The 24,314-nt window shown below is 48.4% G+C and carries 22 protein-coding genes and 1 other annotated feature; of the genes, 1 reads left to right on the forward strand and 21 read right to left on the reverse strand.

The window, feature by feature from the left end; translation table 11 throughout:
* Nucleotides 1-211: 211 nt before the first annotated feature.
* The 3 genes from KIK04_RS03505 to KIK04_RS03515 form a co-directional block, all read right to left on the reverse strand.
* A complete protein-coding gene (locus KIK04_RS03505; RefSeq protein ID WP_232276949.1) occupies nucleotides 212-2,938 on the reverse strand; it encodes a ComEC/Rec2 family competence protein in 2,727 nt (908 codons plus the stop codon).
* A gap of 158 nt (nucleotides 2,939-3,096) precedes the next feature.
* Nucleotides 3,097-3,639: a deoxycytidylate deaminase gene (locus tag KIK04_RS03510; protein WP_232276950.1), complete on the reverse strand. Its 543-nt coding sequence runs from the start codon at nucleotides 3,637-3,639 to the stop codon at nucleotides 3,097-3,099.
* A 62-nt stretch (nucleotides 3,640-3,701) separates the two neighbouring features.
* Entirely contained in the window at nucleotides 3,702-4,301 is a 600-nt protein-coding gene (locus KIK04_RS03515) for a ComEA family DNA-binding protein (RefSeq protein WP_232276951.1), read from the reverse strand.
* Between the two features lie 244 nt (nucleotides 4,302-4,545).
* Between KIK04_RS03515 and comER the strand changes: the two genes are divergently transcribed.
* On the forward strand, nucleotides 4,546-5,370 hold the full coding sequence (comER, locus tag KIK04_RS03520; RefSeq protein ID WP_232276952.1) for a late competence protein ComER: 825 nt from the start codon (nucleotides 4,546-4,548) through the stop codon (nucleotides 5,368-5,370).
* A gap of 14 nt (nucleotides 5,371-5,384) precedes the next feature.
* Here comER and leuS read toward each other — a convergent pair whose 3' ends face one another.
* From leuS to KIK04_RS03610, 18 genes are all read right to left on the reverse strand, one after another.
* The gene (gene leuS, locus KIK04_RS03525) at nucleotides 5,385-7,823 is read right to left on the reverse strand and encodes a leucine--tRNA ligase (protein ID WP_232276953.1); all 2,439 of its coding nucleotides are present in this window, start codon (nucleotides 7,821-7,823) and stop codon (nucleotides 5,385-5,387) included.
* 119 nt (nucleotides 7,824-7,942) lie between these two features.
* Nucleotides 7,943-8,192 (reverse strand) — a binding site (T-box leader).
* Between the two features lie 109 nt (nucleotides 8,193-8,301).
* Nucleotides 8,302-9,063 (reverse strand): class I SAM-dependent DNA methyltransferase, encoded by a 762-nt coding sequence (locus KIK04_RS03530; RefSeq protein WP_232278581.1) that lies wholly within the window; start codon nucleotides 9,061-9,063, stop codon nucleotides 8,302-8,304.
* Nucleotides 9,064-9,115: 52 nt separating this feature from the next.
* Nucleotides 9,116-10,261 (reverse strand): CvfB family protein, encoded by a 1,146-nt coding sequence (locus KIK04_RS03535; protein WP_332329994.1) that lies wholly within the window; start codon nucleotides 10,259-10,261, stop codon nucleotides 9,116-9,118.
* Nucleotides 10,258-10,605, reverse strand: a complete 348-nt coding sequence (gene rsfS / locus KIK04_RS03540; RefSeq protein WP_232276954.1) for a ribosome silencing factor — start codon at nucleotides 10,603-10,605, stop codon at nucleotides 10,258-10,260. Before rsfS ends, KIK04_RS03535 begins: the two co-directional genes overlap by 4 nt.
* Nucleotides 10,606-10,679: 74 nt before the next feature.
* On the reverse strand, nucleotides 10,680-11,246 hold the full coding sequence (gene yqeK / locus KIK04_RS03545) for a bis(5'-nucleosyl)-tetraphosphatase (symmetrical) YqeK (RefSeq protein ID WP_232276955.1): 567 nt from the start codon (nucleotides 11,244-11,246) through the stop codon (nucleotides 10,680-10,682).
* A complete protein-coding gene (locus KIK04_RS03550; RefSeq protein WP_232276956.1) occupies nucleotides 11,218-11,826 on the reverse strand; it encodes a nicotinate-nucleotide adenylyltransferase in 609 nt (202 codons plus the stop codon). Before KIK04_RS03550 ends, yqeK begins: the two co-directional genes overlap by 29 nt.
* Before the next feature lie 17 nt (nucleotides 11,827-11,843).
* Nucleotides 11,844-12,146, reverse strand: a complete 303-nt coding sequence (gene yhbY / locus KIK04_RS03555) for a ribosome assembly RNA-binding protein YhbY (protein WP_232276957.1) — start codon at nucleotides 12,144-12,146, stop codon at nucleotides 11,844-11,846.
* 83 nt (nucleotides 12,147-12,229) lie between these two features.
* Complete coding sequence (gene aroE / locus KIK04_RS03560; protein WP_232276958.1) at nucleotides 12,230-13,195, reverse strand: shikimate dehydrogenase; 966 nt, start codon at nucleotides 13,193-13,195, stop codon at nucleotides 12,230-12,232.
* Between the two features lie 26 nt (nucleotides 13,196-13,221).
* On the reverse strand, nucleotides 13,222-14,340 hold the full coding sequence (gene yqeH, locus KIK04_RS03565; RefSeq protein ID WP_232276959.1) for a ribosome biogenesis GTPase YqeH: 1,119 nt from the start codon (nucleotides 14,338-14,340) through the stop codon (nucleotides 13,222-13,224).
* On the reverse strand, nucleotides 14,337-14,861 hold the full coding sequence (locus KIK04_RS03570) for a YqeG family HAD IIIA-type phosphatase (protein WP_232278582.1): 525 nt from the start codon (nucleotides 14,859-14,861) through the stop codon (nucleotides 14,337-14,339). The genes yqeH and KIK04_RS03570 overlap by 4 nt, the downstream gene beginning before the upstream one ends.
* 118 nt (nucleotides 14,862-14,979) lie before the next feature.
* A complete protein-coding gene (locus KIK04_RS03575) occupies nucleotides 14,980-17,226 on the reverse strand; it encodes a DUF4129 domain-containing transglutaminase family protein (protein WP_232276960.1) in 2,247 nt (748 codons plus the stop codon).
* The gene (locus KIK04_RS03580) at nucleotides 17,223-18,500 is read right to left on the reverse strand and encodes a DUF58 domain-containing protein (RefSeq protein WP_232276961.1); all 1,278 of its coding nucleotides are present in this window, start codon (nucleotides 18,498-18,500) and stop codon (nucleotides 17,223-17,225) included. Before KIK04_RS03580 ends, KIK04_RS03575 begins: the two co-directional genes overlap by 4 nt.
* 1 nt (nucleotide 18,501) lies before the next feature.
* The gene (locus tag KIK04_RS03585) at nucleotides 18,502-19,461 is read right to left on the reverse strand and encodes an AAA family ATPase (protein ID WP_232276962.1); all 960 of its coding nucleotides are present in this window, start codon (nucleotides 19,459-19,461) and stop codon (nucleotides 18,502-18,504) included.
* A gap of 272 nt (nucleotides 19,462-19,733) precedes the next feature.
* Nucleotides 19,734-20,084, reverse strand: coding sequence for a stage V sporulation protein AE (spoVAE, locus tag KIK04_RS03590; RefSeq protein WP_232276963.1), 351 nt, complete (start codon nucleotides 20,082-20,084; stop codon nucleotides 19,734-19,736).
* A 3-nt stretch (nucleotides 20,085-20,087) separates the two neighbouring features.
* Nucleotides 20,088-21,098 (reverse strand): stage V sporulation protein AD, encoded by a 1,011-nt coding sequence (gene spoVAD, locus KIK04_RS03595; protein WP_232276964.1) that lies wholly within the window; start codon nucleotides 21,096-21,098, stop codon nucleotides 20,088-20,090.
* 125 nt (nucleotides 21,099-21,223) lie between these two features.
* Entirely contained in the window at nucleotides 21,224-21,673 is a 450-nt protein-coding gene (spoVAC, locus tag KIK04_RS03600; RefSeq protein WP_232278583.1) for a stage V sporulation protein AC, read from the reverse strand.
* 386 nt (nucleotides 21,674-22,059) lie between these two features.
* The gene (gene sigK / locus KIK04_RS03605) at nucleotides 22,060-22,767 is read right to left on the reverse strand and encodes an RNA polymerase sporulation sigma factor SigK (protein WP_232276965.1); all 708 of its coding nucleotides are present in this window, start codon (nucleotides 22,765-22,767) and stop codon (nucleotides 22,060-22,062) included.
* Nucleotides 22,768-23,421: 654 nt separating this feature from the next.
* Entirely contained in the window at nucleotides 23,422-24,303 is an 882-nt protein-coding gene (locus tag KIK04_RS03610; RefSeq protein ID WP_232276966.1) for a carbohydrate ABC transporter permease, read from the reverse strand.
* Nucleotides 24,304-24,314 lie beyond the last annotated feature (11 nt).

The raw sequence follows: 24,314 nt of genomic DNA on the forward strand, positions 1-24,314 counted from the left end.
TTTTTCAATTATTTATGTAAATAATGTTATAAAATTAGGGTAACACGGAATAAAAACCTTTTTAAGCATACCAGACTTGCCATTCGTATTCATTTCAAATTTTAACTCTTTATCTTACCAAATCGGAACACCTGCCAAAAAGAGCACGTCAAAAGCGTGCTCTATCTTTTATATGCAAGAATACCAGCTGAGTTGCTGCGAAATCAAATCCTTATTGTTTCACATCACTTCCGCGCCTCGTTCTTACTTCTAATCCGCGTGAGGTTAAGCGAAATTCAACTTCGCCATACCGATCGGTACGCAACACAGACACCTGATGATTACGCAGCGCAGACATCACGAGTGGATGAGGGTGGCCGTAGATGTTTTGACGTCCGGCTGATATGACGCCGAATCGCGGCGACCAATATTCAAGCCACTCTGCCGTGGTAGACGTGCGGCTGCCATGGTGTGCTACTTTCAGCACGTCGATCTGTCGACGTTGTTCGGATCGACCAAGTTGCTGCTGTTCTTGCACGATGTCGCGTTCACCACTCGCGCCAATATCTCCCGTTAATAGGAACGACGCTTCGTTGTTGAACTTTGCTTCGGACAATGTCAGACGCAGCACGAGTGACGCTTCATTTTGCTCAGCAACGGGTACGATAACCGGGCTGTGCTCGCTCGACGGCGACGATTCGCTCGTTCTTGGTGTACCCGTTTGCCCCGCATTGATGCTAATTGCAGGGTACAACACCTCGATGTGGGCCGTGTCGTCGATAGCCCACATGTCCCCCGCCTGCCATTTGACGATAGGAATGTCACGGTTTATTGCAATCTCATACAATTCATTCATGAGCGGTGAAGATTTCCATGTCCCATTCATGATGAACTTGCGCGTGGGCAGCGACTGCATCACAGCACGTAAACCGCCAGCATGGTCAGCATCACCATGCGTCAAAATAACGGCATCCAACTCCCGAACCCCACGCTGCTTAAGTAACGGGACAAGCTGCTTTCGCCCGATTTCGAACGGATCTTTCCGTTCGCGCCATTGTTCACCTGGCTTTCGAAAAGATACCGTACCTCCGCCATCAATAAGGAGATGCCGACCGGCTGCTGTACGTACGAGAATACTGTCGCCCTGCCCTACGTCCAATACACTTACGCTCCCGTATGCTGCTGTTTGACCACGATATCCCCACCATAGCACCCCCAACAGCAACAGAACGGAACCACAAACAGCCATTACAGTTCCACGTCTAGGGACAAAGTTCAACTGTTCAAAATCCGGCAATGGCTGCGTTTCATCACGATCAGTAGGTAAGCGTGCTAACTGAGTACGCTCGCGCCATTGTAAGAGGAAATGAGTCAGCAAGGCAACCGTGCCAAAGTAACCGGCAATCCAAGCAGCAGATGTTTGCGGCCATATAACAGTCGCACCTTCTATATGGGCAAGCTTCTGTACAGTAGCGAACGTCACATCGTTCATCCATTGCACAATCCATACGAACGGCTTAGCAACTGGCTCGTAAACCAAGCCAATCATCAGCGCAATCGTGCCCAATGGAAGCACGACCAAGCTAATAAACGGGACTAACACAAAATTAGCGAGCACAGAAAGTTGTGAGACTTGGTGAAAATAAAACACCGTGAGTGGTAGTGAAACTACTTGCGCGACTACAGTAACAGACACCGAAGAAGTGAGCCAGAGTGGCCAATTATGCGGTAGCAAGCGCTGCATCCGTGGGACACCGAGAATGAGCCCAGCTGTAACAGCAAAAGAAAGCTGAAACCCTACATCCATTGCATAGTACGGCTCCCACCACAGCATCACGAGTAAAGCTCCAGCCAACAGATGTAAGCCATCACGCAGCCAACCGCGTCGTAATCCATACAGAGCAACAACCGACATGATGCCTGCCCGCACAATAGACGCTGCTGCACCTGTAAGCAGCACATACAGTGGAATGAGCCACATAATGATGATCAGAGACGTCTCGCGAGATAGGCGGAACAGACGGAAAATAACGAGTAAGGTGCCTACAAATACAGCGACATGCATACCTGAAATCGCCAGTACATGTGTCAGACCAAGCTGTGAAAAATGGCGATACGTCTCTGGGTCCAGGTCATTTTGCAAGCCTAAAATAAGCCCTTGCAAATACCCACTATGTGGCTCAGCAAACAAACGCGCCAATGTACCTGACAAATATGCGCGAAATGTATCCATTTGAGCTAACGTAAGCTGAACGTACGAGCCTCCTTGCGCATCAAGCACTTGGACGCTGGACGCCCCTTTTACTTTGAGGATCCAAAATATATGCTGCGTCCGCAAATAGTTCCGATAGTCAAAAGCACCGAAATTCCAAGCTGGCTGTGGACGCTCTAACTGACCTGCAATGCTCACTTTGTTGCCTCGTCGCCATTGACCAGCCGTTGAAAGTTCCGCTTGTTTACTCAAACGCACGTTCACAAGCACCGTTTCTTCGCTATTTTCAATTTCATCACTATTTTCGATTTCTGCGATGTGTTCAACTACTCCGTCTTCTCCACCCTTTATATTGCGCTGCTTCTTTTTACTATTACCCTCATCTAGCAACTTCCACGCACCGACGCGCAACCGAAACTGAACACGATCACCATCTCTTTCAACAGGAGAAATAATCGTGCCGCTCCAAATCCCGTTATATGACCGATCTATTTCTTCCGTCGTCATGGCCCATATACTCGTATTCATGCGATCGTACACGACAAATGATCCAGCAGCTAGCAACAAAGCAGCACCATAAAGCAAAGCTCGCTTAGCATTACACCAACTCATCAGCACGCATATTGGCAACAGAGCAGCAAGTGCAAATGACGCTACAAGTGCCGCAAACGATGATAATGAGGCTCCTAAATGAATTCCAATCACCCAACAGCATGCCACCATAACGAGTGGCCGTCGCTGCATCATACACGTACCTCCAATCTTATGTACAAAAATAAAAAAACCTCTGCTGCGCATTATCGAGCGCGAACACCTTAGAAGCGTAGCTTCTATCCGATGTTCACGCGGCTTGCGCCTACAGAGGTTCTTCCTCATTGGTTACTCGCAGCGTCCATAATCTGCGCTTATGCATTCAAATCACAAATTTCTGTTTCACGTGGCGGTTGATAATGTTCTAACTGGCGAAAAATGACACCTTTTTGCCCCATCATCGCGGTAACCTTATCGGTATCTTTCAAATAAGGACGGTGAAACACAATTTCAACGACACCGCTATTGGCCAACATATTAGCACACGTCCAGCAAGGCTGATCGGTGACATACACCGACGCTCCCTCACGGTCGATCCGATCCGTGAATAGCAGCAAATTCTGCTCGGCATGAATCGTTCGAATGCAGCGCTGCTTCTTGACCATTTGCTCCACTCCGTTAACGATAACGAGCTCGTATTGTTCCGCAATCATGCAGCCTGCCTCGCTGCAATCAGATACACCCATCGGCGCACCGTTATATGCGGTGCCAAGCAGCTTTTTGCCTTGTACAAGCACGGCGCCTACATGCCGTCTGGAGCAGCGTGACCGTGTGGAAACCATATAAGCGATGTCCATGAAATAGGTGTCCCAATCTTTACGCGATGTTGCTGTCGTCACTGTCGCTGTCGATGTCATGGCTCTCACATTCCCCTGCCTAAAATAGTGTGGTCAATATCTATACGTTCATTGTATTCGCCTTAACGCTTGCATGCAATACAACTCGCTGTCGCATGTTCACGCAGCTTGGCCAACATTTTAGACCCGATCCCTTTCACCTTGTCCAATTCGTCAACCGATTGAAAAGATCCGTGTTTATCACGGTAAGCGATAATCGCCTTCGCTTTGCTCGGGCCTATGCCTGGCAGTGTCGTCAATTGCTGTTCATCCGCTTCATTAATATTAATTCGGCGGTCATTTTGATCACTAGCTTCGGCCACAGGCAGCTTGCCATTTTTCTCAATCTGTACATCTGATGTCTGTACACCCGACGTCTTTGCACCCGATGCCTGTAAACCTCCTGCCTGTGCTCCATCTGTTAATGGGATTTGTGCAGTCTCCTCTTTCTCTTGAGCCACCTTCGGCTGTTGCTCACCCGCGATCACTGAAGGCTGCTCAAGAGCACCTTTTTCCGTCGCTGATTTTTGTCCATTTTTCTGTTTGTCCAACTGCTGCTTCTCTTTACTCCCCTGCTGCTCATCCTCCAACAGAAGCTGCTCCACCTCCTCGTTCAACAAGAGCCAATCTCCTTCGGCTTGCTGCATTTGTGGGCCTAACCATAACCATAAAAATAACAACATAGCGAATATAGCCAAAGTCATACAAAGCTGCCATACTCTGCGGGAAACATGCCCTACACCCCTCCGCAAATTGATCAACTCCTTCATTTGAGTACATCCTTTGTGTAATTGTTCATGTGTGAAATCAACCAAACCGCATATTGGTCAACCATTCAAGCATAAGCTTTGAAGAATAAGAGTTCGTGCCTGTTTGCCACGCGGCATGAAAGATTGGAAACGGCTCACTAACAAGGAGGAACAGCTCGTGAAAGTCGGGTTTATAGGTACGGGTAGCATGGGTTCAACGCTCATCGAAGCGCTTATTCGATCAGGAGCATTAGAACCAAGGCAAATCATTGCCAGCAACCGCACAAGCGATAAGGTGGAGCAACTCGCAGCCATTCATCCTGGCCTTATCGTCTCGCGCAGCAATGCAGAAACCGCACAACATAGCCAGATTGTGTTTCTTTGCGTAAAGCCATTAGAATTCAAACACGTGATTGATGAAATAAAAACCGTTGTTCATCCGGATCTAATTGTTGTTTCGATTACAAGCCCTGTGCTCATTAAACATTTGGAAAGTCGCTTAAACTGTAAGGTTGCCAAAATTATTCCGAGCATCACGAACTATGTTTGGAGCGGTGCATCCCTATGTATGTACGGCAAAAAAATTAAAACAGAGGATAGATTGCTACTAGAACAATTGATGATGTCCATCAGTAGCCCTCAACAAGTATCCGAGCAATTTACACGTATATCGTCTGATTTATCAAGCTGTGGTCCGGCATTTGTAGCGTTTTTTTTACAAAAATGGGTTCAAGCAGCAGTTAGTGAGACTGGTATTGATGAAAAAGAGGCCGCGCGGCTCGCGTGTGAAATGGTGTTAGGAACAGGCAAGCTGTTAACCGAAGGAGGTTTGACGCTTGAGCAATTGCAGCAGCGCGTAGCGGTCCCCGGCGGCATAACCGCCGAGGCGCTTCGCTTGCTGGACAGAGAGCTAGCAGGTGTATTTCACCAGCTCATCCAGGTCACTCATGCGAAATATGAGGAGGACTTACAAAAAGTCCACGCTCAATTTAACGATGAATAATGGAACACTTCTTATTAGCCGACTACAATATTGACGAGGCGGCCTTTGACCGCGATGACTTTGCGAACGGTCTTACCTGCGATAGCAGTTTGAACGTTCGGCAGGGACATCGCTTTTTCTTGCATTGCTGCTTCGTCCGCATCAACAGCCAGCTTGATACGACCGGCAAGTTTACCGTTCACTTGTACAGCAACTTCGACTTCAGCATCAATCGTCAACGCCTCGTCGTATGTTGGCCATGCTACATACGTAATCGATCCTGTATGGCCGAGACGCGTCCACAGCTCTTCCGCAATATGCGGAGCAAGCGGGGACAACAATTGAACAAAGCTTTCCATCGCTTTGCGTGGCAGCACGTCTACTTTATACGCATCGTTGATGAAGATCATAAGTTGGCTGATTGCTGTATTAAAGCGCAGCCCTTCAAAATCATCTGTTACTTTCTTAACCGTTTTGTGCCATGTACGCACAAATGCGTCGTCTGCTGGCGCATCGGAAATTTTCTCATTTAATTGACCGTTATCGGACACGAACAGACGCCAAATGCGGCTTAGGAAACGATACATGCCCTCGACGCCATTCGTATTCCAAGGCTTAGTCGCCTCAAGCGGCCCCATAAACATTTCGTACATGCGCAACGTATCTGCACCGTACTCGTTTACGATAATGTCCGGATTGATGACGTTACCGCGGGATTTAGACATTTTCTCGCCGTTTGTGCCGAGAATCATACCTTGGTTAATGAGCTTTTGGAACGGCTCTTTCGTTGCGACAACACCCAAGTCGTACAGCACTTTGTGCCAGAAGCGTGCATACAACAAATGCAATACCGCGTGCTCAACGCCGCCGATGTACAAGTCAACCGGAAGCCATTTTTGCTGTAATTCCTTCGAGCAAATTTCGTCGTTATTTTTCGGATCGATATAACGCAAATAGTACCAGCAGCTTCCAGCCCATTGCGGCATCGTGTTCGTTTCACGACGTGCTTTCATACCCGTTTCAGGATCGATGACATTAATCCAATCCGTCACGTTTGCAAGTGGAGATTCTCCCGTTCCAGAAGGACGAATCGCGTCGATATCAGGCAATACGAGCGGTAATTCGGACTCTGGCACTGTCTTCATCGTGCCATCTTCCAGATGGATGATCGGAATCGGCTCGCCCCAATAGCGTTGACGGCTGAACAACCAGTCACGCAAACGGTACGTAATTTTGCCTTGACCTTTGCCTTCTGCTTCAAGCCACTCGATCATTTTAGCCATAGCCGCTTCGTTCGTCATGCCGTTCAGGAACTCCGAATTTACATGCTCTCCGTCACCTGCATAAGCTTCCTTCGTTACATCGCCACCTTGAACGACTTCCACAATAGGCAAGTCGAACTGCTTCGCAAACTCCCAGTCACGCTCATCGTGACCTGGAACCGCCATGATAGCGCCTGTTCCGTAGCCTGCCAACACATAGTCCGCGATCCAGATCGGCAACTTAGCTCCGTTTGCTGGGTTAATCGCGTATGCACCCGTAAATACGCCTGATTTGTCTTTTGCCAAATCCGTGCGCTCAAGATCACTCTTGCGGGATGCTTGCTCCTGGTAAGCTTCGATAGCTGCTTTTTGCTCAGATGTTGCAATGCGTGCCACTAAATCGTGCTCAGGCGCAATAACGCAATACGTTGAACCGAACAACGTATCTGGACGTGTTGTAAAGACAACGAGTTCTTCGCTATGTCCATCAATGGCGAAGCGTACTTCAGCGCCTTTCGACTTACCAATCCAGTTGCGCTGCATATCTTTAAGACTTTCAGGCCAGTCCAACTCATCGAGATCTTCGATTAAGCGGTCCGCGTAAGCTGTAATTTTCAACATCCATTGGCGCATCGGCTTACGAATGACAGGATGACCGCCACGTTCCGATTTACCATCGATTACTTCTTCGTTCGCAAGTACAGTACCAAGTGCCGGACACCAGTTCACTGGTGCCTCTGACACGTAAGCAAGACCGCGCTTGTACAGTTGGACAAATATCCATTGCGTCCACTTGTAATATTCAGGATCAGTCGTGCTAAGCTCGCGATCCCAATCATAAGAGAAACCGAGTGATTTAATTTGACGGCGGAAGTTGTTAATGTTCTTTACCGTAATATCACGTGGATGTTCACCTGTATCTAATGCGTGCTGCTCTGCTGGAAGACCAAATGCATCCCAGCCCATCGGATGGAGAACATTGTAACCACGCATACGTTTGTAACGTGATACGATATCCGTTGCTGTATATCCCTCTGGGTGACCAACGTGCAATCCAGACCCTGATGGATATGGGAACATATCGAGCGCGTAGAACTTCGGCTTGTCTTCTTCCGTTGTAGCGAAGGTCTTATTTCCATCCCAATACTGCTGCCATTTTGGTTCAATTGTTTGCGGTTGATAACCGTGCGTCTGCTTCATTTCTTGACTCATAGACGGGCCTCCTAAATTTGCGCGTAATCATGTAGTAAGATTATTAGCCTAAAAAAAGCATAACTTGTCAGGTATATACCTACTAATGCATAAAAAAGCCCCTCATCGCTAGCGCATAGGCTAGGGACGAGAGGCATCGTTTCCCGTGGTACCACCCTAGTTAACAGCGGTATGCTTTACCTCTGTTCACTCGACACCCTTAACGCGGGTCATACGTCACCATGTAAACGCCATCGTTCAAGCTAGAACGATCACGCATCCATCGCGCAACTCCAAGGCGAGTTCACTTCCATCCCTTACCGACTCGCACCACCCGTCGGCTCTCTGGTTAAATTCAGGAAAGCTACTGCTCCTCTTCACGGTCTTTGCAAATTAAAGTAGTTATATCATATGAAATTACGTAACCATTGTCAATATGCGTAACCGCGCCAATACGACACTAGTCACCTGGGCTGTACACAAGATTAAGCGTGCAGCGCTAAGCCTTCACCGCAACGATGAACAATCGATGTGATTGTTCATCAGGGCTTGCCCACTTAAAGTCGGCAAACACGTTCACTTCCGTAAACCCTGCTTCTGCCAAGCTAGTGCGCAGCCATTCAAGGTCATAAGCACGCTGGGTATGACTTTCGTCAATACGCTCGTACATACCGCTGGCCTCATCTTGGACGAACAACGTCAGCTCATGTTGAATTTGGCTTAGCTCCTCATCATAGTCGCAAAACCAAATATAAGAAACGTCACCCTCATCATAAGCAAATGGCTGCGTCTCCGCATACTGCTCAAATTGCCGCACATGATGGACGTCAAAGACGAATGTTCCTCCTGCACGCAATTGATTGTACGTCGCTTGAAACACTTTTTTCACATCGTCCGGTTCCGTCACATAGTTCAGGCAATCACAAAAGGACACGACTGCATCGACTGGCTCTGGCACAGCCCACTCGCGCATATCTTGGCATACCCATTGCACCGTACCTCTGCTTGGGGCTGCCGAATCATATTTGTCGCGTGCAATAGCAAGCATCGTTTCTGATAGATCGATGCCTGTCAGCTGATAGCCACTTGCCGCAAGCGGCAGTGTTACATTACCCGTGCCACAGCCGAGATCAACGACGGTCGTTGGCTTGCCGCTACCGTAACGGTGCCAAGCCTCTGTCGCGAAAGATACCCACTGCTCATAAGGCATGTCTGCCATTAGACGGTCGTATACTGTCGCAAAGCGACCGTATGATTCCATCATGCTCTGCACTCTCCCTGTCTATCCACTTTGCCTGTCATACCGTCCGTAATTACTTAAACGAAGGGCGAGAAGGGCGAGAAGGCCGTGGCGAAGATGACGGATTAGGCTTTCTTGCTGTTAGGTCATCACGTTGCGTATTCCGGTTCGTTTCGTGCGCAACATTCGAACTGCTAGCAACATCCCCGGCATTTCTTGCATTCCCCGCACCAGATGGCTGTGTACCACCTGCACCATCTGCACCCAATTCTTTCGGCTTGCGCGGCTCTGATTGCATGATTTTCAGCACATCAGCCAACTGCTCTGAATCCATGGCAGCTCCGGCAGGAGTAAGCTCCGTCCAGCTGCCCTTTTGCACGATGACTCCCGCTTTTAGTAAACGGCCAAGCGAACGCTTAAAGGCAGACTTGCTCATCTCAAAGCGCTGCTTCACGACGTCAGCAGGACTCTCATCCGAATAAGGCATCGCCCCATTCGGGCGCTCCTTAAGTGCGCGGAACAGACGATCCGCATCTTTGTCCATGCCGACTTCTTTTTGTTCCGCCAACGTGACGTTTACACGGCCGTCTTCACGGACGTGCGAGATACGTACACGCACACGCTCTCCAACACGAAGCGGACGCGGGCGCAACGATTCGTGCAGGAAGCCAATCGCACCGAAGCCGAGCGGGCCTCCGTCCACGATAAAGAACGTACCCATTCGGAGTGCGCGATATACCGTCGCTTCATGCCACGTATTGCGCCAAGCATAAGGCGCATGAAACACAAGCTGATCCATATCAAGCTCGCCGGCAATCTTGGCAACAAGACGACCGACTTTGTCGAGCGCCATTTTCACATAGACACTCTCGCCGACTTTAGGATGAAGATCTTTCAGCTCGGGCAATTCACTAATCGGCAGCAGCAGTTGACGACCGATGCCCATTTCGAGAAAGTAACCGAAGCGGGGGTGGAAGTCAGCAATTTTCAGCAGGGCCACTTCTCCTAGCGTCAATAGCGGACGCTTCATCGTAGCGGCGAGACGGTCTTCGGTATCGAAGAACAAAAATACGTCGACCTTGTCGCCCGGCTCTACCTCACCCGTAACTTCTGTGTAGTGAAGCAGTACATCCTGCTCCCCATCCGTCAAAAAATAACCGTAAGGTGATTTTTCACGATCGATTATTAATTGTTGTACTTTTCCTGCAGCAAACGTCATGCCAATTCAACAACTTTCGCATCCGACCAAAGTTTTTCAAGGTTATAATATTCACGCTCATCGCGGTGGAATACGTGAACAATGACATCTCCCAAGTCATTCAGTACCCAACGTGCAGAATTAAAGCCTTCTGTTCCGCGAACAGACATACCTGCTTCGTGAGCACGCTTGCGAATTTCAGTTGAAATCGCTTGGACTTGCGTGTCTGAATTACCGTGACAAATAACAAAGTAATCCGCGATTAGTGAAATACCTTGCAAATCGAGCACGACTACGTCCATTGCCTTTTTATCTTCTACCGCATCAACGGCCAATTCCATGAGTTGTTTTGAGTTCAACGCCATTAATAAACCTCCCAAAAATGTTCCACTATATGATTTTTATGTTCATTATCTTGATCGAACTTGATCGAAATCTTTTACTTTTGCTTCACTAAGCTGTTCCGCGCCATTACAGTAAGAGGATAAATTGATTTCTGCTGCAAAATTAAGAACGTAATGGTCGAATCAAAGCCCGCCATCAGCGCTGCATCTAAATCGTGCTCCGCTCGTTCGCGGATATGCTCGACGCCCGGAAAATCACGTCCCGGTTCGATATAATCAGCAAGGCAGACGATCTTATCCAGAAGCGTCATCTCTTCACGTCCAGAAGTGTGGTAGCGAATCGCATCCAGCACTTCCTCATCTGTAACCTCATACTCGGTCTCCGCCACATAGGCACCAACAGGTGCGTGCCAGAGCGGCTTATCGTGATCCAGCAGCTCAAGAGCGACGCTGTGTTCACGCATGATCCGTTCCATTTTTTCAATCGGCCAATATTTAGCTACATCATGCAAAATAGCAGCTAGTTCTGCCTTGGCAGGGTCAGCTCCGAAACGTTCAGCAAGCTGAACGGCTGTAATCATAACGCCTTCTGTATGGGTCCATCGCTTAGCTGGCATTTGCGCCTTGACCGATTCAATCAATTGTTCGCGATTTAGCTTCATACAATCCCCACCTTGCCATATATTGTACGACCGTATCAGGAACGATATAACGAATGGATTGATCATTCGCTAGCCGTTCACGAATCGCCGTTGAAGAAATGTCCATTTGCGGCATTCGCGCTATCGTTAGGCGCTCTTGCCACGTTATCGGCCATGTTGACGTGTCCCATTCTGTTCCTGGCCGGTGTAGGCCGACAAAGCGAATACGCTGCATAAGCTCATCTATCCGATGCCATTTGGGCAAGTAAGCGACCATGTCGCCACCGATAATCCACGAAAATTGTACATCTGGATAGGCAGTCTGTAATTCGGTCACCGTATCATACGTGTATGATTTACCTGATCGAACCAGTTCCCAGTCGCTTGCATGAAAATGGGGGTTGGCATGTACAGCCAGCTTTACCATTTCCAAACGTTGCTCCGGAGAAGCCGTCGGCTGCTTCGGCTTATGCGGCGGCACACGTGTAGGCATAAACCATACTTCATCCAGCGACGCATCTTCTCGCGCACATTCGGCTGCAAAAAGATGTCCGATATGAATCGGATCGAATGTCCCGCCCATGATACCGATTTGGCGCATTCGCAATGCCTCCTGACTTACGCTTTCGCTTTTGGCAAAATAATTTCTTTATGCTCGCGCGACTCTTTGTACAAGACGATTGTCTTTCCGATCACTTGTACAAGCTCCGCATCAGCACGGTTCGCTAGTTCAGTTGCCATCTCGTGACGGTCATCTGTGTTGTTGTTCAAAATCGAGATTTTCATAAGCTCGCGCGTTTCGATCGCCTCTTCAATATGTCGAACCAGCTGATCGTTTAGACCGCCCTTGCCGATTTGAAAAATAGGTTGAAGGTGGTGCGCAAGCGAGCGCAAATGGCGCTTTTGTTTTCCTGTTAACATAGTAAAACCTTCCTGTCCGTCTATATACGATAGGTTACGTCAGTGATGACGCACCTATTTGTAGACTCATGTTAATGTTTGTATCATTGTAATGTTTGTAATACCGTATCCCGCATCACCTGAATCGGTGCTTTGCGATTCGTCCACATTTCCAGTGCAATCGCACCTTGATGAATGAACATGCCTAGTCCGCTATGCGTGCGACAGCCAATACGCCTAGCTTCGCGCAGGATAGCTGTTTCTAACGGATTGTATATAATATCACTTACGATCATATGGGGCCTAAGCCAGCTTGCTGTAAAAGGCAAATCGTCCACGTTCGGGTGCATTCCGACCGAAGTCGTCTGGATGACTAGGTCGATCTGCTCTGGATCGATAGCAGGCTGATCGTGAAGTGCAATTGCATCAACATACACGGGTGTTCCCACAGAGGCTGATGTAGGTGGCAAGGGCGATGCACCCGAAAAGCTCGGAACGCTAGGCACGCCTGCAAGACCTGCCAAGTCGTCGACTAGCATGTTAGCCCGCTCTATCGTTCGGTTGGCAATGTACAACCGCGTGCAGCCTTCACGCAGCAACGCATAGGCAATCCCACGCGCCGCTCCGCCAGCCCCGATAATCAAGATGCGTGCCTGTGCCAAGTTCGGCATAACTTCTTCCTTCAAAGCACGCACATACCCTAAGCCATCTGTGTTATAGCCAATTAGCTTTCCGTCCCGATTCACGATCGTGTTGACCGCGCCAATAATGCGCGCACTCTCATCCAACTCATCCAAGTAGGACATGACGGCTTCTTTATGTGGAATCGTCACATTCATCCCTTGGATGCCTAACGCCCGCATCCCATCTATCGCTTGTTCCAATCGCGCAGGGAGCACGTGAAATGCAGCATATACCCCGTTCATCCCGAGATGACGCAGCGCTGCATTGTGCATAAGCGGCGACTTCGATTGGCCAATCGGGTCACCTATGACCGCATACAGTGCTGTCGCACTGTTGATGGAGCCTGAATGTTCCTGTTCATTTCCATGTTCGTTAGAGCCAGCCATAGTCATGACCCTCCCTTAGCGCAATGTTAAATCAATGAGCGGCGCGTCAATACTTTAACGCCTTTTGGTACATAAACGTCGATCAAGGCTCCATTTAAGCCGTTGCATTTAATCCAGCCTAAGCCGGAGATGAACACGTCCGTATCGCCGCCACGTCCGATACGGAACTGGTGTCGCGACAACGGAGGCAGATCTTCCAGACGCTCACGCGTCGGAGGAGCTAGCATCTCGCCACGATGTTCCGCATACAGCTCATTTGCACGTTCTAGCTTCGTGCGATGAATCGGCAGACCGCTAGAGACGTAGCATGTGAACGATTGACGCTCACCCTCTACAAAGTCAAAGCGTGCCATCGCGCCAAAGAATAGCGTTTGCCCTTCATTCAGTTGATACACGAATGGTTTCAACGGCTTATCCGGCAGTAAAGAACCTAAATCTTCACGTGCGACTAGCTCTGTAAGGCGGCTCGAATATACGATTCCTGGCGTATCGATAATATGTTTGCCGTCATCAAGCGGGATATTAACGATGTCCAGCGTCGTACCTGGGTAACGGGAAGTCGTCAACTCCCGCTCCATGTCGCTGTAATCGCGAATAAGGCGGTTAATTAACGTCGATTTACCGACATTCGTCGCTCCAACGACATACACGTCACGCCCTTGGCGCCATTCGCCTACGTCTTCAAGCAAACGTTCAAAGCCAAGGTTGCGCTTCGCACTAACGAGCGCGACATCGACAATGCGAATACCGTGCTCCTTCGCTTGGCGCTGCACCCAGTTCTTGAGGCGATTCCAGTTCGTCGCTTTTGGCAGCAAGTCGATCTTATTTACGACGAGCAGCACGGGGTTCGTACCGACAAAACGCTGCAAGCTAGAAATAATACTACCGTCGAAATCAAACAGATCGACGATATGAATAACGAGCGCATCCTCTTGGCCGATTCGTCCAAGCATGCGCAAGAAGTCATCTTGATCGAAAGCGACAGACATCGCTTCGTTGTAATTTTTAATACGGAAACAGCGCTGACAAATAACTGGCGTCCGTTCCAGCGCTTTTTGCGGCACATAGCCTGGCAGCTCAATAGCTTCGGTCTGTAATTTCACTCCACAGCCGCTGCATTTCAATGCCGATTCGTTCTGATTCAATGTTGTTCCTCCTCATGCCACAAACCCTTTTTGCGTAAACGTGATGTGACAATACGTTCAATTCGTCGATTCACTTTTGTCATCCAACCTTCATCTCGTATAGCGATCGGTTGAACGAGTATCGTGTACATGTCCATGCGATTGCCGCCGAGAACATCCGTGAGCATCTGATCTCCGACGACGACTACTTGCTTCGATGGGAGCCCCATAAGCTTTACAGCTTGATGAAAGGCTCGTTGGGATGGCTTCCGCGCTGCGTGTACGAATTGAATATTAAGCGGAGTCGCAAAACGCGACACACGGGTGAAATTGTTATTGGACACAATAATAACGTCAAACCCTTGCCGCTTCACTTCTTCCAACCATGCCGACAGCTGCGGTGTTGCCAGCGGATCTTTAGCGCCGACTAGCGTATTATCCAAATCGGTAATGATACCTTTGTATCCTTGTTCCTTCAGCAGCTGAAGGTCTATATCATAAACCGTGCGTACCCGCAAACGGGGTATAAGCCCTTCAAACAAAGTGGTCACCTCATTTTCATACGAAAAACTATACCATATTCTTTGTTTTTCGTGCAAAAAAAAGCCGTTCCTGAGCGGAACGGCATGAAAATGTACCTTTTTCTGCAAATTTTACGTGTTAGCATGTACGTTTGAACTGCTTAATTGCCATTTTTAGCTGTACAAGATCGCTATCAGACAACTCGGCTGTACCATACTTTGCCTCTTCAAATAACCGTACAATAATCTCAGCAGTCGATTTCCTTAATAGGATATTCTCGCTCCAGCGGTGTGCAGCTTCTCGAACCGTCTCATAGGGTTCCTTCTTCAACCCACGCATGCGGCAATAACTTAGCCACAACTCCGTTTCCAGCACGATTCGCTCACGTACAGACAAGTTCCGCCGAAGCAATCGTACCCCACGAATGGAAAAACCGATAGAACTCCACCGCCATAGCAGCATGCCCATACAAGCTGTAACCACAATCAGAACAATAACTTGAGCAACACGCTTTATCCAAGTAGGAAGACTTGTTTCTTGCTCTGGCTTGTTCAACTCTTGATCGCTGTCCTGCTTAGGCTTGTCTTCCTCAGGTGTATGCAGCGGTTGCTTCTTTTCTTCCTCCTGCTGTTGTAGCGCAGTCATCGTAAATCCAGGTGTTGGCTCAAACGCGACCCAGCCATAATCACCAAGATACACCTCTACCCATGAATGCGCATCTGCATTAGTTACACGAAAAGTACCACCCGCATGCTCATCTTGCGAACCTGTCATTCGCTCCAATATTCCATCTCTTGTACCTGGGGCATAGCCTTTTACCCAGCGAGTAGGAACACCTATAGAGCGGAGCATAACAGCCATTGACGTCGAAAAATAGTCACAATAGCCTTCTTTACTATCGAACAAAAAGCTATCTACGAAATCGCGACTTGTCGCAAGATTGTTGGTCGGAGTAGTCGTATACTGAAAATGCGTGCGCAAATACGTTTCAATTTTTTTGGCTCGATCATAATCGTTGGTTTCACCAGCGGTCAATTCATGAGCCAATTCCGAAACCCGCTTAGGTAGTTCAGGAGGTAACTGCACATACAAGCCCTTGTCAGCTTGCAGCGCTTCAGCTTGGTTATGTTTGGAGGCCTCTCTCAGTTCCTCTTCTGTTGCTATTGGCACTTGAGAAAAAAGGGTGTAGCTCTCTGGATACAACGGTATTTCGGAAGCCATCAGGCTCATTTCGCCGTCCCGCTCGTTCCACAGCCATTTATTCGTCGGTACCCCTTTAATTTCGTGAACAGACTGGATCGCTGACATCCCGAACAATATGTTATGAGATGGAGCTTTCTCCATTTGAAACGTTTGTTTAATTACTTTCGTTGGCACTTGTGAAGAAGGGCCATGCAAATGATCAAGAACTTGACCCTTTTGAAAAAGATTGTTACTTCCCGCTCCTCCATCAATCCAACCGAGGCCTGTATAGACGTCTTTCGTTTCACCTCGCCAGTACCCACGTGCATCGCTTGAAACGGTCATTATTGGTGTATAATCCAACTGAAAAGCGCCGCCAAGCTGTCCATCGTTCTCACCGTATCCTGATAAGGAAGGAATAACTAACCCCTCGTCTCCTTCCATCTCGCTCGGATTTGAACCATCCATGTTCGATTCAGTTTGTGTCGTTTGTTCGGCCTTTTCAGTCCAAGCTGTATATGGATCAGTCAAAATCGGCTTGAAAGTCGGAACGCTTATCCCTAACGATATAATGAGAGAAATAAGGAACAGCGCGCTAAGTCCCATTTGGAGCGGATAACGAACGGAGCGGCTCCTCACGTGCGGAAACTGCTGTGTCATTGTCCGTACGTGTACCGCAATCAAGGCAATAAGCGTCGTACCGACTAACCATGCCACTTGCTCCCACAACATAACATTCGTAAAAGAGTCCAAGATGCCGAACACTGTAATTTGGAGCAATAAAAAGGCAACGAGACGCCCGCTCCCCTGTATGAGCAAAAACAACACTTCACAGCACAACCAAAGCCCAAGCAAGAACCAGACGTAAGGATGATAGGCCGTTATTTTAGAAATAAAAGCGGATTGCCAACTAGAGGTATAGAAGAACATAGGCCATAACTCATATGCTTTTAGCTCTACATACGTTAGCCACCCCATTAAAGGTACGCCAACCACTACTCTTCCAAGCAGCTGAGACGGGACAGGGAACAACATGGAACCGCACCACAACGCGCCTAGCACGGAGCGCGACATCTGGATCGTTTCTTCGTACCAGTAAGGTTCGAACAACGTGATCCATTGCCAAAGCATCACATACAGGCATGTCCAAATGATTCGCAAATCCCAATTCGTGTGGAATAATAGGCGCAGCTTGCTACTCATCTTCGCCCACCCCCGAGCAATAAAGGCAAGTGGCGAAGCTCCTTGAGCGGAATGTAGCCATAACGATATTTCATTATTTCTGCTTGAAATGCGGCGGAATGCTCACTGTGAACACCGTGGTCACCGTCAATATGAATATAGCTACCGACGCAGCTATAACGTGCCAGTTTCTGCAAAGCGTGTGTATTCGTATAGGAAGTGCTGCCGCTTATCCACGCTACGACCGTACCTTGCTGCCGTTCGATGATGTGATAGAGTTGATTGAGCCATAAGGGCTCATTAGCCACCGCCCCGCTATACGTGACCGGATCAGACTGTACGGACGCAAACCAATGTTTATACGCAGTAGACTCTGTACGGATAGAAACGTTATCCCAAACTGTAAGCTCTTGCCCACTAGCTATGATGCTTACGGGCCGATTCAACCGCACTGCAAATTGGACAATCGACGCTACAGCGGACACAGCTAGCTCAAATGCCTCTTCGCTGCGATAAGCCGTTGCCGTGCGGTCTAGCACGATCATGATCGGTGTGGACGCCTCTTGTTCAAATTGCTTTGACTTTAGCTCGCCAGTCTTTGCCGTAGCATTCCAATGAATGCGTGATAGGCGGTCACCGGGAATGTATGCACGTGTCCCACTTATTTGCGTAGATTCGCTTGCATTTCGATAATGGATTCGGTTGATGCGACTACCACCATGACCGCTATTAGTCACATTCCATGATCGGATCGGGACGGTCACGGGCTGCACATAAAAGGGTTGACCCAGTGCACACTTACCCTGCGCCTCAAACAGTCCGAACAAATCGCGTGACGTGCATGTAGTCGTTCCGAATTCGTAGTAGCCTCGTTGCAATGGGGGCAGCACGTATTGCATTTTCGCTATCCGTGTTTCATCTAGCACAACTACACTATGCTGCTGGTGCACTATTTTATCGAATCGCCGCAGCTCATCACGTACGATCAAATAAGGCAGTGGCAGCCAGCCTGGAACGTGCAATCGAACGTCGACTGCAAGACTTGACTGCGCAAGTATCCGACCTTTTGCGCGTCCACCTATTATTCGATTTCCTTGTACACGACGAATCCCACCATAATAGACTGCAAGCCAATAAATGCCTAATAAAGAGGACATCGCGAGCAGCATAACTGAAGTTTTTCCACCTTGAAACAAAAAGTAAAACAGACAACCTACATAAATGACCAACGCTATAATAAGCTTCTTTTGCGAAGACAATTGGGGTGTGCGACATAACAAATCGAACCCTTTCATGCTATACCCCCAAGCGTACAGGCACTTTCACGCGTTCAATGGATTGCATGACAACTTGTGTCGCCGATACACCCTCCATCTTCATTTCCATCGCTAACGCCAGCCTGTGCGCGAGCACATAAGGAGCCAACTCCTTCACATCATCCGGTGTTACATAGTTTCGTCCTTGCAGCCAAGCACGGGCCTTTGCAGCCTGCATAAGCGCAACAGATGCGCGTGGGCTTGCGCCAAGGATAACGTGCGGATGCGTGCGGGTTGCACGCACGATGTCAACGATATAGCCGCCGATCGCTTCGTCCATATGGACAGCTTTCACTTCCGCCTGCATGTCCTTAATCGTTGTAATATTGGCAACAGCCTGCACGCGGTCAGAAGGCTGGCCTTCGACATGGCGTGCTAGCATCAAACGCTCTAATTGCTCGTCGGGGTATCCTAGATGTATTTTGAGCATGAAGCGGTCAAGTTGTGCTTCTGGGAGAGGAAAGGTGCCCTCGAATTCGATCGGATTTTGGGTTGCGAACAGAACAAATGGGGACGGGAGATCGAACGTCTCTCCGTCAACGGTTATATGATGTTCTTCCATGGCTTCCAATAGTGCGGATTGCGTCTTCGTCGTGGCCCGATTAATTTCGTCAACGAGTAGGATGTTGGTCATTACCGGCCCAGATCGATACACAAACTGCTGTTCTTTGGGATGAAACACAAACATGCCTGTAATATCTGTGGGCAAAATATCTGGGTTGCATTGGACTCTGCGAAAAAGTCCGTTCATTGTGCGGGCGAGTGATTTTACGAGTTGAGTCTTGCCTGTTCCAGGCACATCTTCGATGAGGACGTGACCCCCTGCCAGCAATGCAGTAAGCAGCAGGTCAATTTCTTTCGTTTTTCCGAGGATGCATTGATCCAAGGCCGATTTCATTTGCTTCATGACTCCAAGTAATTCAGAAGATGTGGATGGCATTTCAACGACCTCCTAGGACATAGATGTGCAAAATGAGTGGCAAAATATGCGCTTACATTTTCTCATTTTACACCATTACAGGTAGGAGGTACACGCGTGATTCATTTTACATTAAAAGTAAAAAACCAAGACTCCCTCCGCGTGGCTTGGATGAAGTCTTGGTCGAAGTCTTGGTCGAAGTCTTGGTCGAATTCTTTGTTGAAGTCTCGGTAATAGCTGGACACCTTGAGCGTGATCTACTTGTACAACCACAGCGAGCAACGAGATCGTCATTACCCTTTCGGTCTAATAAACAGCGCCGCCAAAAAGGAAAATACGATCGCCGCAGAAATACCTGCGCTCGTCGTCTTAAAAATACCAGTTACGGCACCAATCCAGCCGTCAGACTGCAAATCTTTAATCGCGCCGTGCACGAGCGAGTTGCCGAAACTCGTAATCGGCACGGTAGCACCAGCGCCAGCAAAGTTGATGAGCGGCTCGTACCATCCTAAACCATCAATGATCGCACCAGCCACCACGAGAATCGTCATCGTATGCGCAGGTGTCAGCTTCGCAACGTCAAACATGAGTTGACCGATAACGCAGATTAGACCGCCAATAACAAATGCCCAGAAAAAAATCATCGGTTACCCCTCCATTTCAAGCGTGACGGCATGTGCAATACACGGAATCGTTTCTCCCTGCTGAAAGGAAAGCGGGGACAATAAAGCACCTGTTGCCGCGATAAGTACGCGTTTCAGCTCACCTTTTTTCATCTTTTTCAAAATATGCCCGTACGTGACGACTGCGGAGCATCCGCACCCACTTCCACCAGCCTGAACAGCTTGTTTAACGAGATCAAAAATCATGAGCCCACAATCGTTATAATTCGCTTTGTCCATCGGCACGCCGGCTTTTTTAAACAAGTCGTTGGCAATACCGAATCCTACGCTGGCTAAGTCGCCAGTGACGATTAAATCGTAATCTTCTGGCTTGCGATTGAGGTCAGCCAAATGCGTGACGATCGTATCAACCGCCGCCGGAGCCATCGCTGCCCCCATATTAAACGGGTCTTTGATGCCCAGATCGACGATTTTGCCGATCGTTGCGGCAATTACACGCGGACCTTGGCCATTCTTCGCCACGATAGCCGCGCCAGCACCTGTAACGGTAAATTGTGCCGTTGGGGGCTTCTGGGATCCATACTCGGTCGGATAGCGAAACTGCTTCTCCGCCGTACAGTTATGGCTGCACGTCCCAGCCATTACATGTTTGGCGTTACCGGAATCTACGAGCAACGAGGCGATGGCGAGCGACTGCATCGATGTGGAGCACGCCCCGAATACACCGATGTACGGCACGCCGAGCGCACGCGCTGCAAAGGAGTTGCTAATGATTTGGTTCATTAAGTCGCCACCGACAAAATAGTCGAGATCATCTTGCGTAATGTTGCCGTTCACCACTGCGAGCTGTGTCGCCTGCTCCAGCAGTTTGCGTTCGGCTTTTTCCCAGCTTTTTTCCTGCATATCCAAGTCATCGTGCACGAAATCAAAATCATCTGCCAGCGGCCCTTGGCCTTCATCGGGACCAACGACAGTCGCTGTGCTAATAATGACAGGCTTATTCGAGAACCGCCAAGTCTGCTTCCCTACATGCATGAATGCGCCTCCTACCTATGTTGTCGCTTGTCGCGCAAATGCTGCGCTGTCATGAAGATGCGATAGGCCTAAATGTCATCGTTCATAATTCGTTCATGCTTACTTCATGCTTCTTTCATGCTGCGTTAATGCTTAATCGGTATGCCAAAAATTAAATAGACGATCGCGACAACAAACGCTGCCACCGTTCCGAATACGATGACCGAACCCGCCATCTTGAACATATTGCCCCCTACACCGAGTACTAATCCTTCGCTGCGATGCTCTAAAGCCGCCGAACACATCGAGTTAGCAAAACCCGTTACAGGGACAGCCGAACCTGCTCCTGCCCATTGTGCGATTTTGTCGTACACCCCACAAGAGGTCAAAATAACGGACAACAAAACGAGGACGACCACGGTCGGGTTTCCAGCTTGTTCTTTATTCATTTTGAAGTAGGTGATAAACAGTTGTTGGATGCCTTGTCCGATCAAACAAATGGTGCCCCCAACAAGAAAAGCTCGCCAACAGTTCGTGAATACAGAACGCGGAGGCTCTTTCTTTTGTGCCAACTGTTTGTATTCTTGCTCGGACATCGTCAGCTTACCGGTCTGCCATGACGGCGTCTGCGGTTGTTGTCCGGATTGCGATTGTGAACCAGACTTCGTTCCAGATTGCGACTGCGCTTGGGATTGCGCTTGGGATTGTAATTTTTGCTTCGACTGCTTTGTATTCGATTTATTTTTAGATTTTGAGTTAGATTTGGCGGATGACGCCATGTGCACACCTCCTCAGCCATAGCGATTGGCTGGACTCATTCGTTAACAGTATCTGTTGATATTGTCGGAATTATGAGAACCGTTTCTGGTGAAAGGATATGTCACATTTTTCTATCTGAACAAAGGACAAGCCGGTGAGAGATCAAAATGATCCCCACCGGCTCTAGCGTCAATTGCAACATGCAATTTCGCATAATTGACGTTTAAATATGTCCTTTATTTTTGTAAAATTCGTGATACAGCTTCATTAAGGCTCGCTTCTCTATCCGAGAGACATAGCTGCGGGAAATGCCGAGTTCACGCGCGATTTCGCGCTGTGTTCGCTCCTCCCCGCTTCCGTCCAATCCAAAACGTCCGCGAATGACCTCCTGCTCGCGTTCGTCCAATATATCTAAGTTGCGATAAATTTTACTCTTTTCAATTTTGAGCTGCACCTTATCAACGACTTCATCGCCTTCGGTCCCAAGAATATCAATTAACGTAATTTCATTCCCTTCTTTGTCCGTCCCGATTGGGTCATGAAGCGATACATCTTTGCGCGTCTTCTTCAATGATCGGAGATGCATCAAAATTTCATTCTCAATACAACGAGCAGCAAAAGTGGCAAGCTTCGTGCCTTTGTTCGGCTGAAAGCTCTCGATCGCTTTAATTAAGCCGATCGTGCCGATGGAGATGAGGTCTTCCAGACCTTCTCCGGTGTTGTCAAACTTCTTAACGATGTGTGCCACCAGTCGGAGATTATGTTCGATGAGCGTATTGCGCGACTGGTCATTGCCCTCCGCCATAAGAAGCAGATGTTTCATTTCATCTTCTTCGGCCAATGGTTGTGGAAAAGCGTTGTTCTTCACATAAGACACTAGGAGCGACAATTGCTTGATGAACAAGGCAATCGCCGCGAACAATCCGGTCATGCCATGCCACCTCCTGATGTATCACGACGTCCTTGCTGCGCACTGTGATACATTGTATGTGGGCATCGGCCTATTTGTGCCTGTACGGAAGTATTGATTTAAGGAGTATTTCTCTCTGTTACAACATACATGGCCCTAGATTTTTTTATGGACTTTACCACTCCCTCAATCTAGTATTCAATGGCGCAGAACGTACACTGTTTTCTCATGCTGCGCGTCGAAATCGTGCCAGCATTTATGTATGTCATCCGACCTTGTATGTAAATCATAGAAGCTAATAGTAACGCTATATGCCCGAAGCAAACAAAAGGAGTATCCAAGAGAGATCAATGGTTTTGTAGAGTGGAGCGCACCTGACACCGATGCATGGCAATCGTACTTTGGCTATGGAGTGCACCTTATCGCTTATCTTTTACCTCTAACGGTCACAATCGTCGTTATTCCTAGAGATAGACGCAATTTTAAACTGTAACGGTTCAGGTAGCGCTTATTCTAATGAAATTAGCTGAAATTGCATCCAATATGTCAAATAAGCTTTCTGATAACCGTTAGAAATCAACATCGATGAATATGGGCGAAATAAGCTCTGTGAGGCTCGTTAGCGGCGGGTGCCATAAGAATCAATGCTACGATGAAGGTTTAAGGGTGACTGTCTCACTTCATCCCCGTCATCGCAATGCCACGCACAATTTGCTTTTGGAACACGAGAAACACCGCAATTAACGGCAGCACCGACACAGCAGCACCCGTCATAATCAACACCCAACTGCTACTATCTTTTAGCTCACTTGATAAAAAAGCAAGCCCTACCGGAATCGTCAGCAATTCGGGGGACTGAATAATGATGAGCGGCCAAATAAAACTGTTCCAGTTACCGAGAAACGTTAAAATGCACAACGTAGCAATCGCGGGCCGTACTAATGGCAGCACCACACGTTGAAAAATACCCCATTCCCCCATCCCATCTATCCGTGCCGCATCCAATAAATCTTGTGGAACCGAATCCATAAATTGTTTCATCATAAAAATGCCAAATGCCGAAATGACGCCTGGAAATAAGACTCCCCAGTACGAATCTACCCAACCAAGCTGTGCAGACATGAAGTACCACGGGATAATAAGCATTTCCGTCGGAATCATTAATGTGCTTAAGATGACAGTAAAAATAAAGGCCTTACCCGCAAACGTAAATTTTGCCAAAATATAACCGACCAACGTTCCAAAAAAGCTCACACTCACCGTTGTAATTGCCGCCACAATAAAGCTGTTTAGCGCCCAATTGCCAAATGCGGTACTGCCGAATAAATCCACATAGTGCTGCCATGTAACGCGGCTCGGAATCAGCTGTAACGTAAACGTATCCTCTGTATACTTAAGAGAAGTCGCGATCATCCACACAAAAGGAAACAACATGACCACTGCGCCGCCTGTTAACATCACATAGTTCAGCCACGTCAGTATCCGTGAGCCAATTACCGCAACTGGACGCGTCTCTTCAACTATCGAACGATCACCACGCGCAGCGTATTTTACCATCGCAAAGTGCC

Origin of the sequence: Paenibacillus sp. 481 (assembly GCF_021223605.1) — a bacterium.
Taxonomy (GTDB): domain Bacteria; phylum Bacillota; class Bacilli; order Paenibacillales; family Paenibacillaceae; genus Paenibacillus_B.

What these genes read in the sequence shown, in the direction of transcription:
- KIK04_RS03505 (WP_232276949.1), bottom strand. Translation starts at nt 2,938, where the DNA reads ATGATGCAGCGACGGCCACTCGTTATGGTGGCATGCTGTTGGGTGATT.
- KIK04_RS03510 (WP_232276950.1), bottom strand. Translation starts at nt 3,639, where the DNA reads ATGACATCGACAGCGACAGTGACGACAGCAACATCGCGTAAAGATTGG.
- KIK04_RS03515 (WP_232276951.1), bottom strand. Translation starts at nt 4,301, where the DNA reads ATGTTGTTATTTTTATGGTTATGGTTAGGCCCACAAATGCAGCAAGCC.
- leuS (WP_232276953.1), bottom strand. Translation starts at nt 7,823, where the DNA reads ATGAGTCAAGAAATGAAGCAGACGCACGGTTATCAACCGCAAACAATT.
- KIK04_RS03530 (WP_232278581.1), bottom strand. Translation starts at nt 9,063, where the DNA reads ATGGAATCATACGGTCGCTTTGCGACAGTATACGACCGTCTAATGGCA.
- KIK04_RS03535 (WP_332329994.1), bottom strand. Translation starts at nt 10,261, where the DNA reads ATGACGTTTGCTGCAGGAAAAGTACAACAATTAATAATCGATCGTGAA.
- rsfS (WP_232276954.1), bottom strand. Translation starts at nt 10,605, where the DNA reads ATGGCGTTGAACTCAAAACAACTCATGGAATTGGCCGTTGATGCGGTA.
- yqeK (WP_232276955.1), bottom strand. Translation starts at nt 11,246, where the DNA reads ATGAAGCTAAATCGCGAACAATTGATTGAATCGGTCAAGGCGCAAATG.
- KIK04_RS03550 (WP_232276956.1), bottom strand. Translation starts at nt 11,826, where the DNA reads ATGCGCCAAATCGGTATCATGGGCGGGACATTCGATCCGATTCATATC.
- yhbY (WP_232276957.1), bottom strand. Translation starts at nt 12,146, where the DNA reads ATGTTAACAGGAAAACAAAAGCGCCATTTGCGCTCGCTTGCGCACCAC.
- aroE (WP_232276958.1), bottom strand. Translation starts at nt 13,195, where the DNA reads ATGGCTGGCTCTAACGAACATGGAAATGAACAGGAACATTCAGGCTCC.
- KIK04_RS03575 (WP_232276960.1), bottom strand. Translation starts at nt 17,226, where the DNA reads ATGAGTAGCAAGCTGCGCCTATTATTCCACACGAATTGGGATTTGCGA.
- KIK04_RS03580 (WP_232276961.1), bottom strand. Translation starts at nt 18,500, where the DNA reads ATGAAAGGGTTCGATTTGTTATGTCGCACACCCCAATTGTCTTCGCAA.
- KIK04_RS03585 (WP_232276962.1), bottom strand. Translation starts at nt 19,461, where the DNA reads ATGCCATCCACATCTTCTGAATTACTTGGAGTCATGAAGCAAATGAAA.
- spoVAE (WP_232276963.1), bottom strand. Translation starts at nt 20,084, where the DNA reads ATGATTTTTTTCTGGGCATTTGTTATTGGCGGTCTAATCTGCGTTATC.
- spoVAD (WP_232276964.1), bottom strand. Translation starts at nt 21,098, where the DNA reads ATGCATGTAGGGAAGCAGACTTGGCGGTTCTCGAATAAGCCTGTCATT.
- spoVAC (WP_232278583.1), bottom strand. Translation starts at nt 21,673, where the DNA reads ATGTCCGAGCAAGAATACAAACAGTTGGCACAAAAGAAAGAGCCTCCG.
- sigK (WP_232276965.1), bottom strand. Translation starts at nt 22,767, where the DNA reads ATGACCGGATTGTTCGCGGCGATTGCCTTGTTCATCAAGCAATTGTCG.
- KIK04_RS03610 (WP_232276966.1), bottom strand. Translation starts at nt 24,303, where the DNA reads ATGGTAAAATACGCTGCGCGTGGTGATCGTTCGATAGTTGAAGAGACG.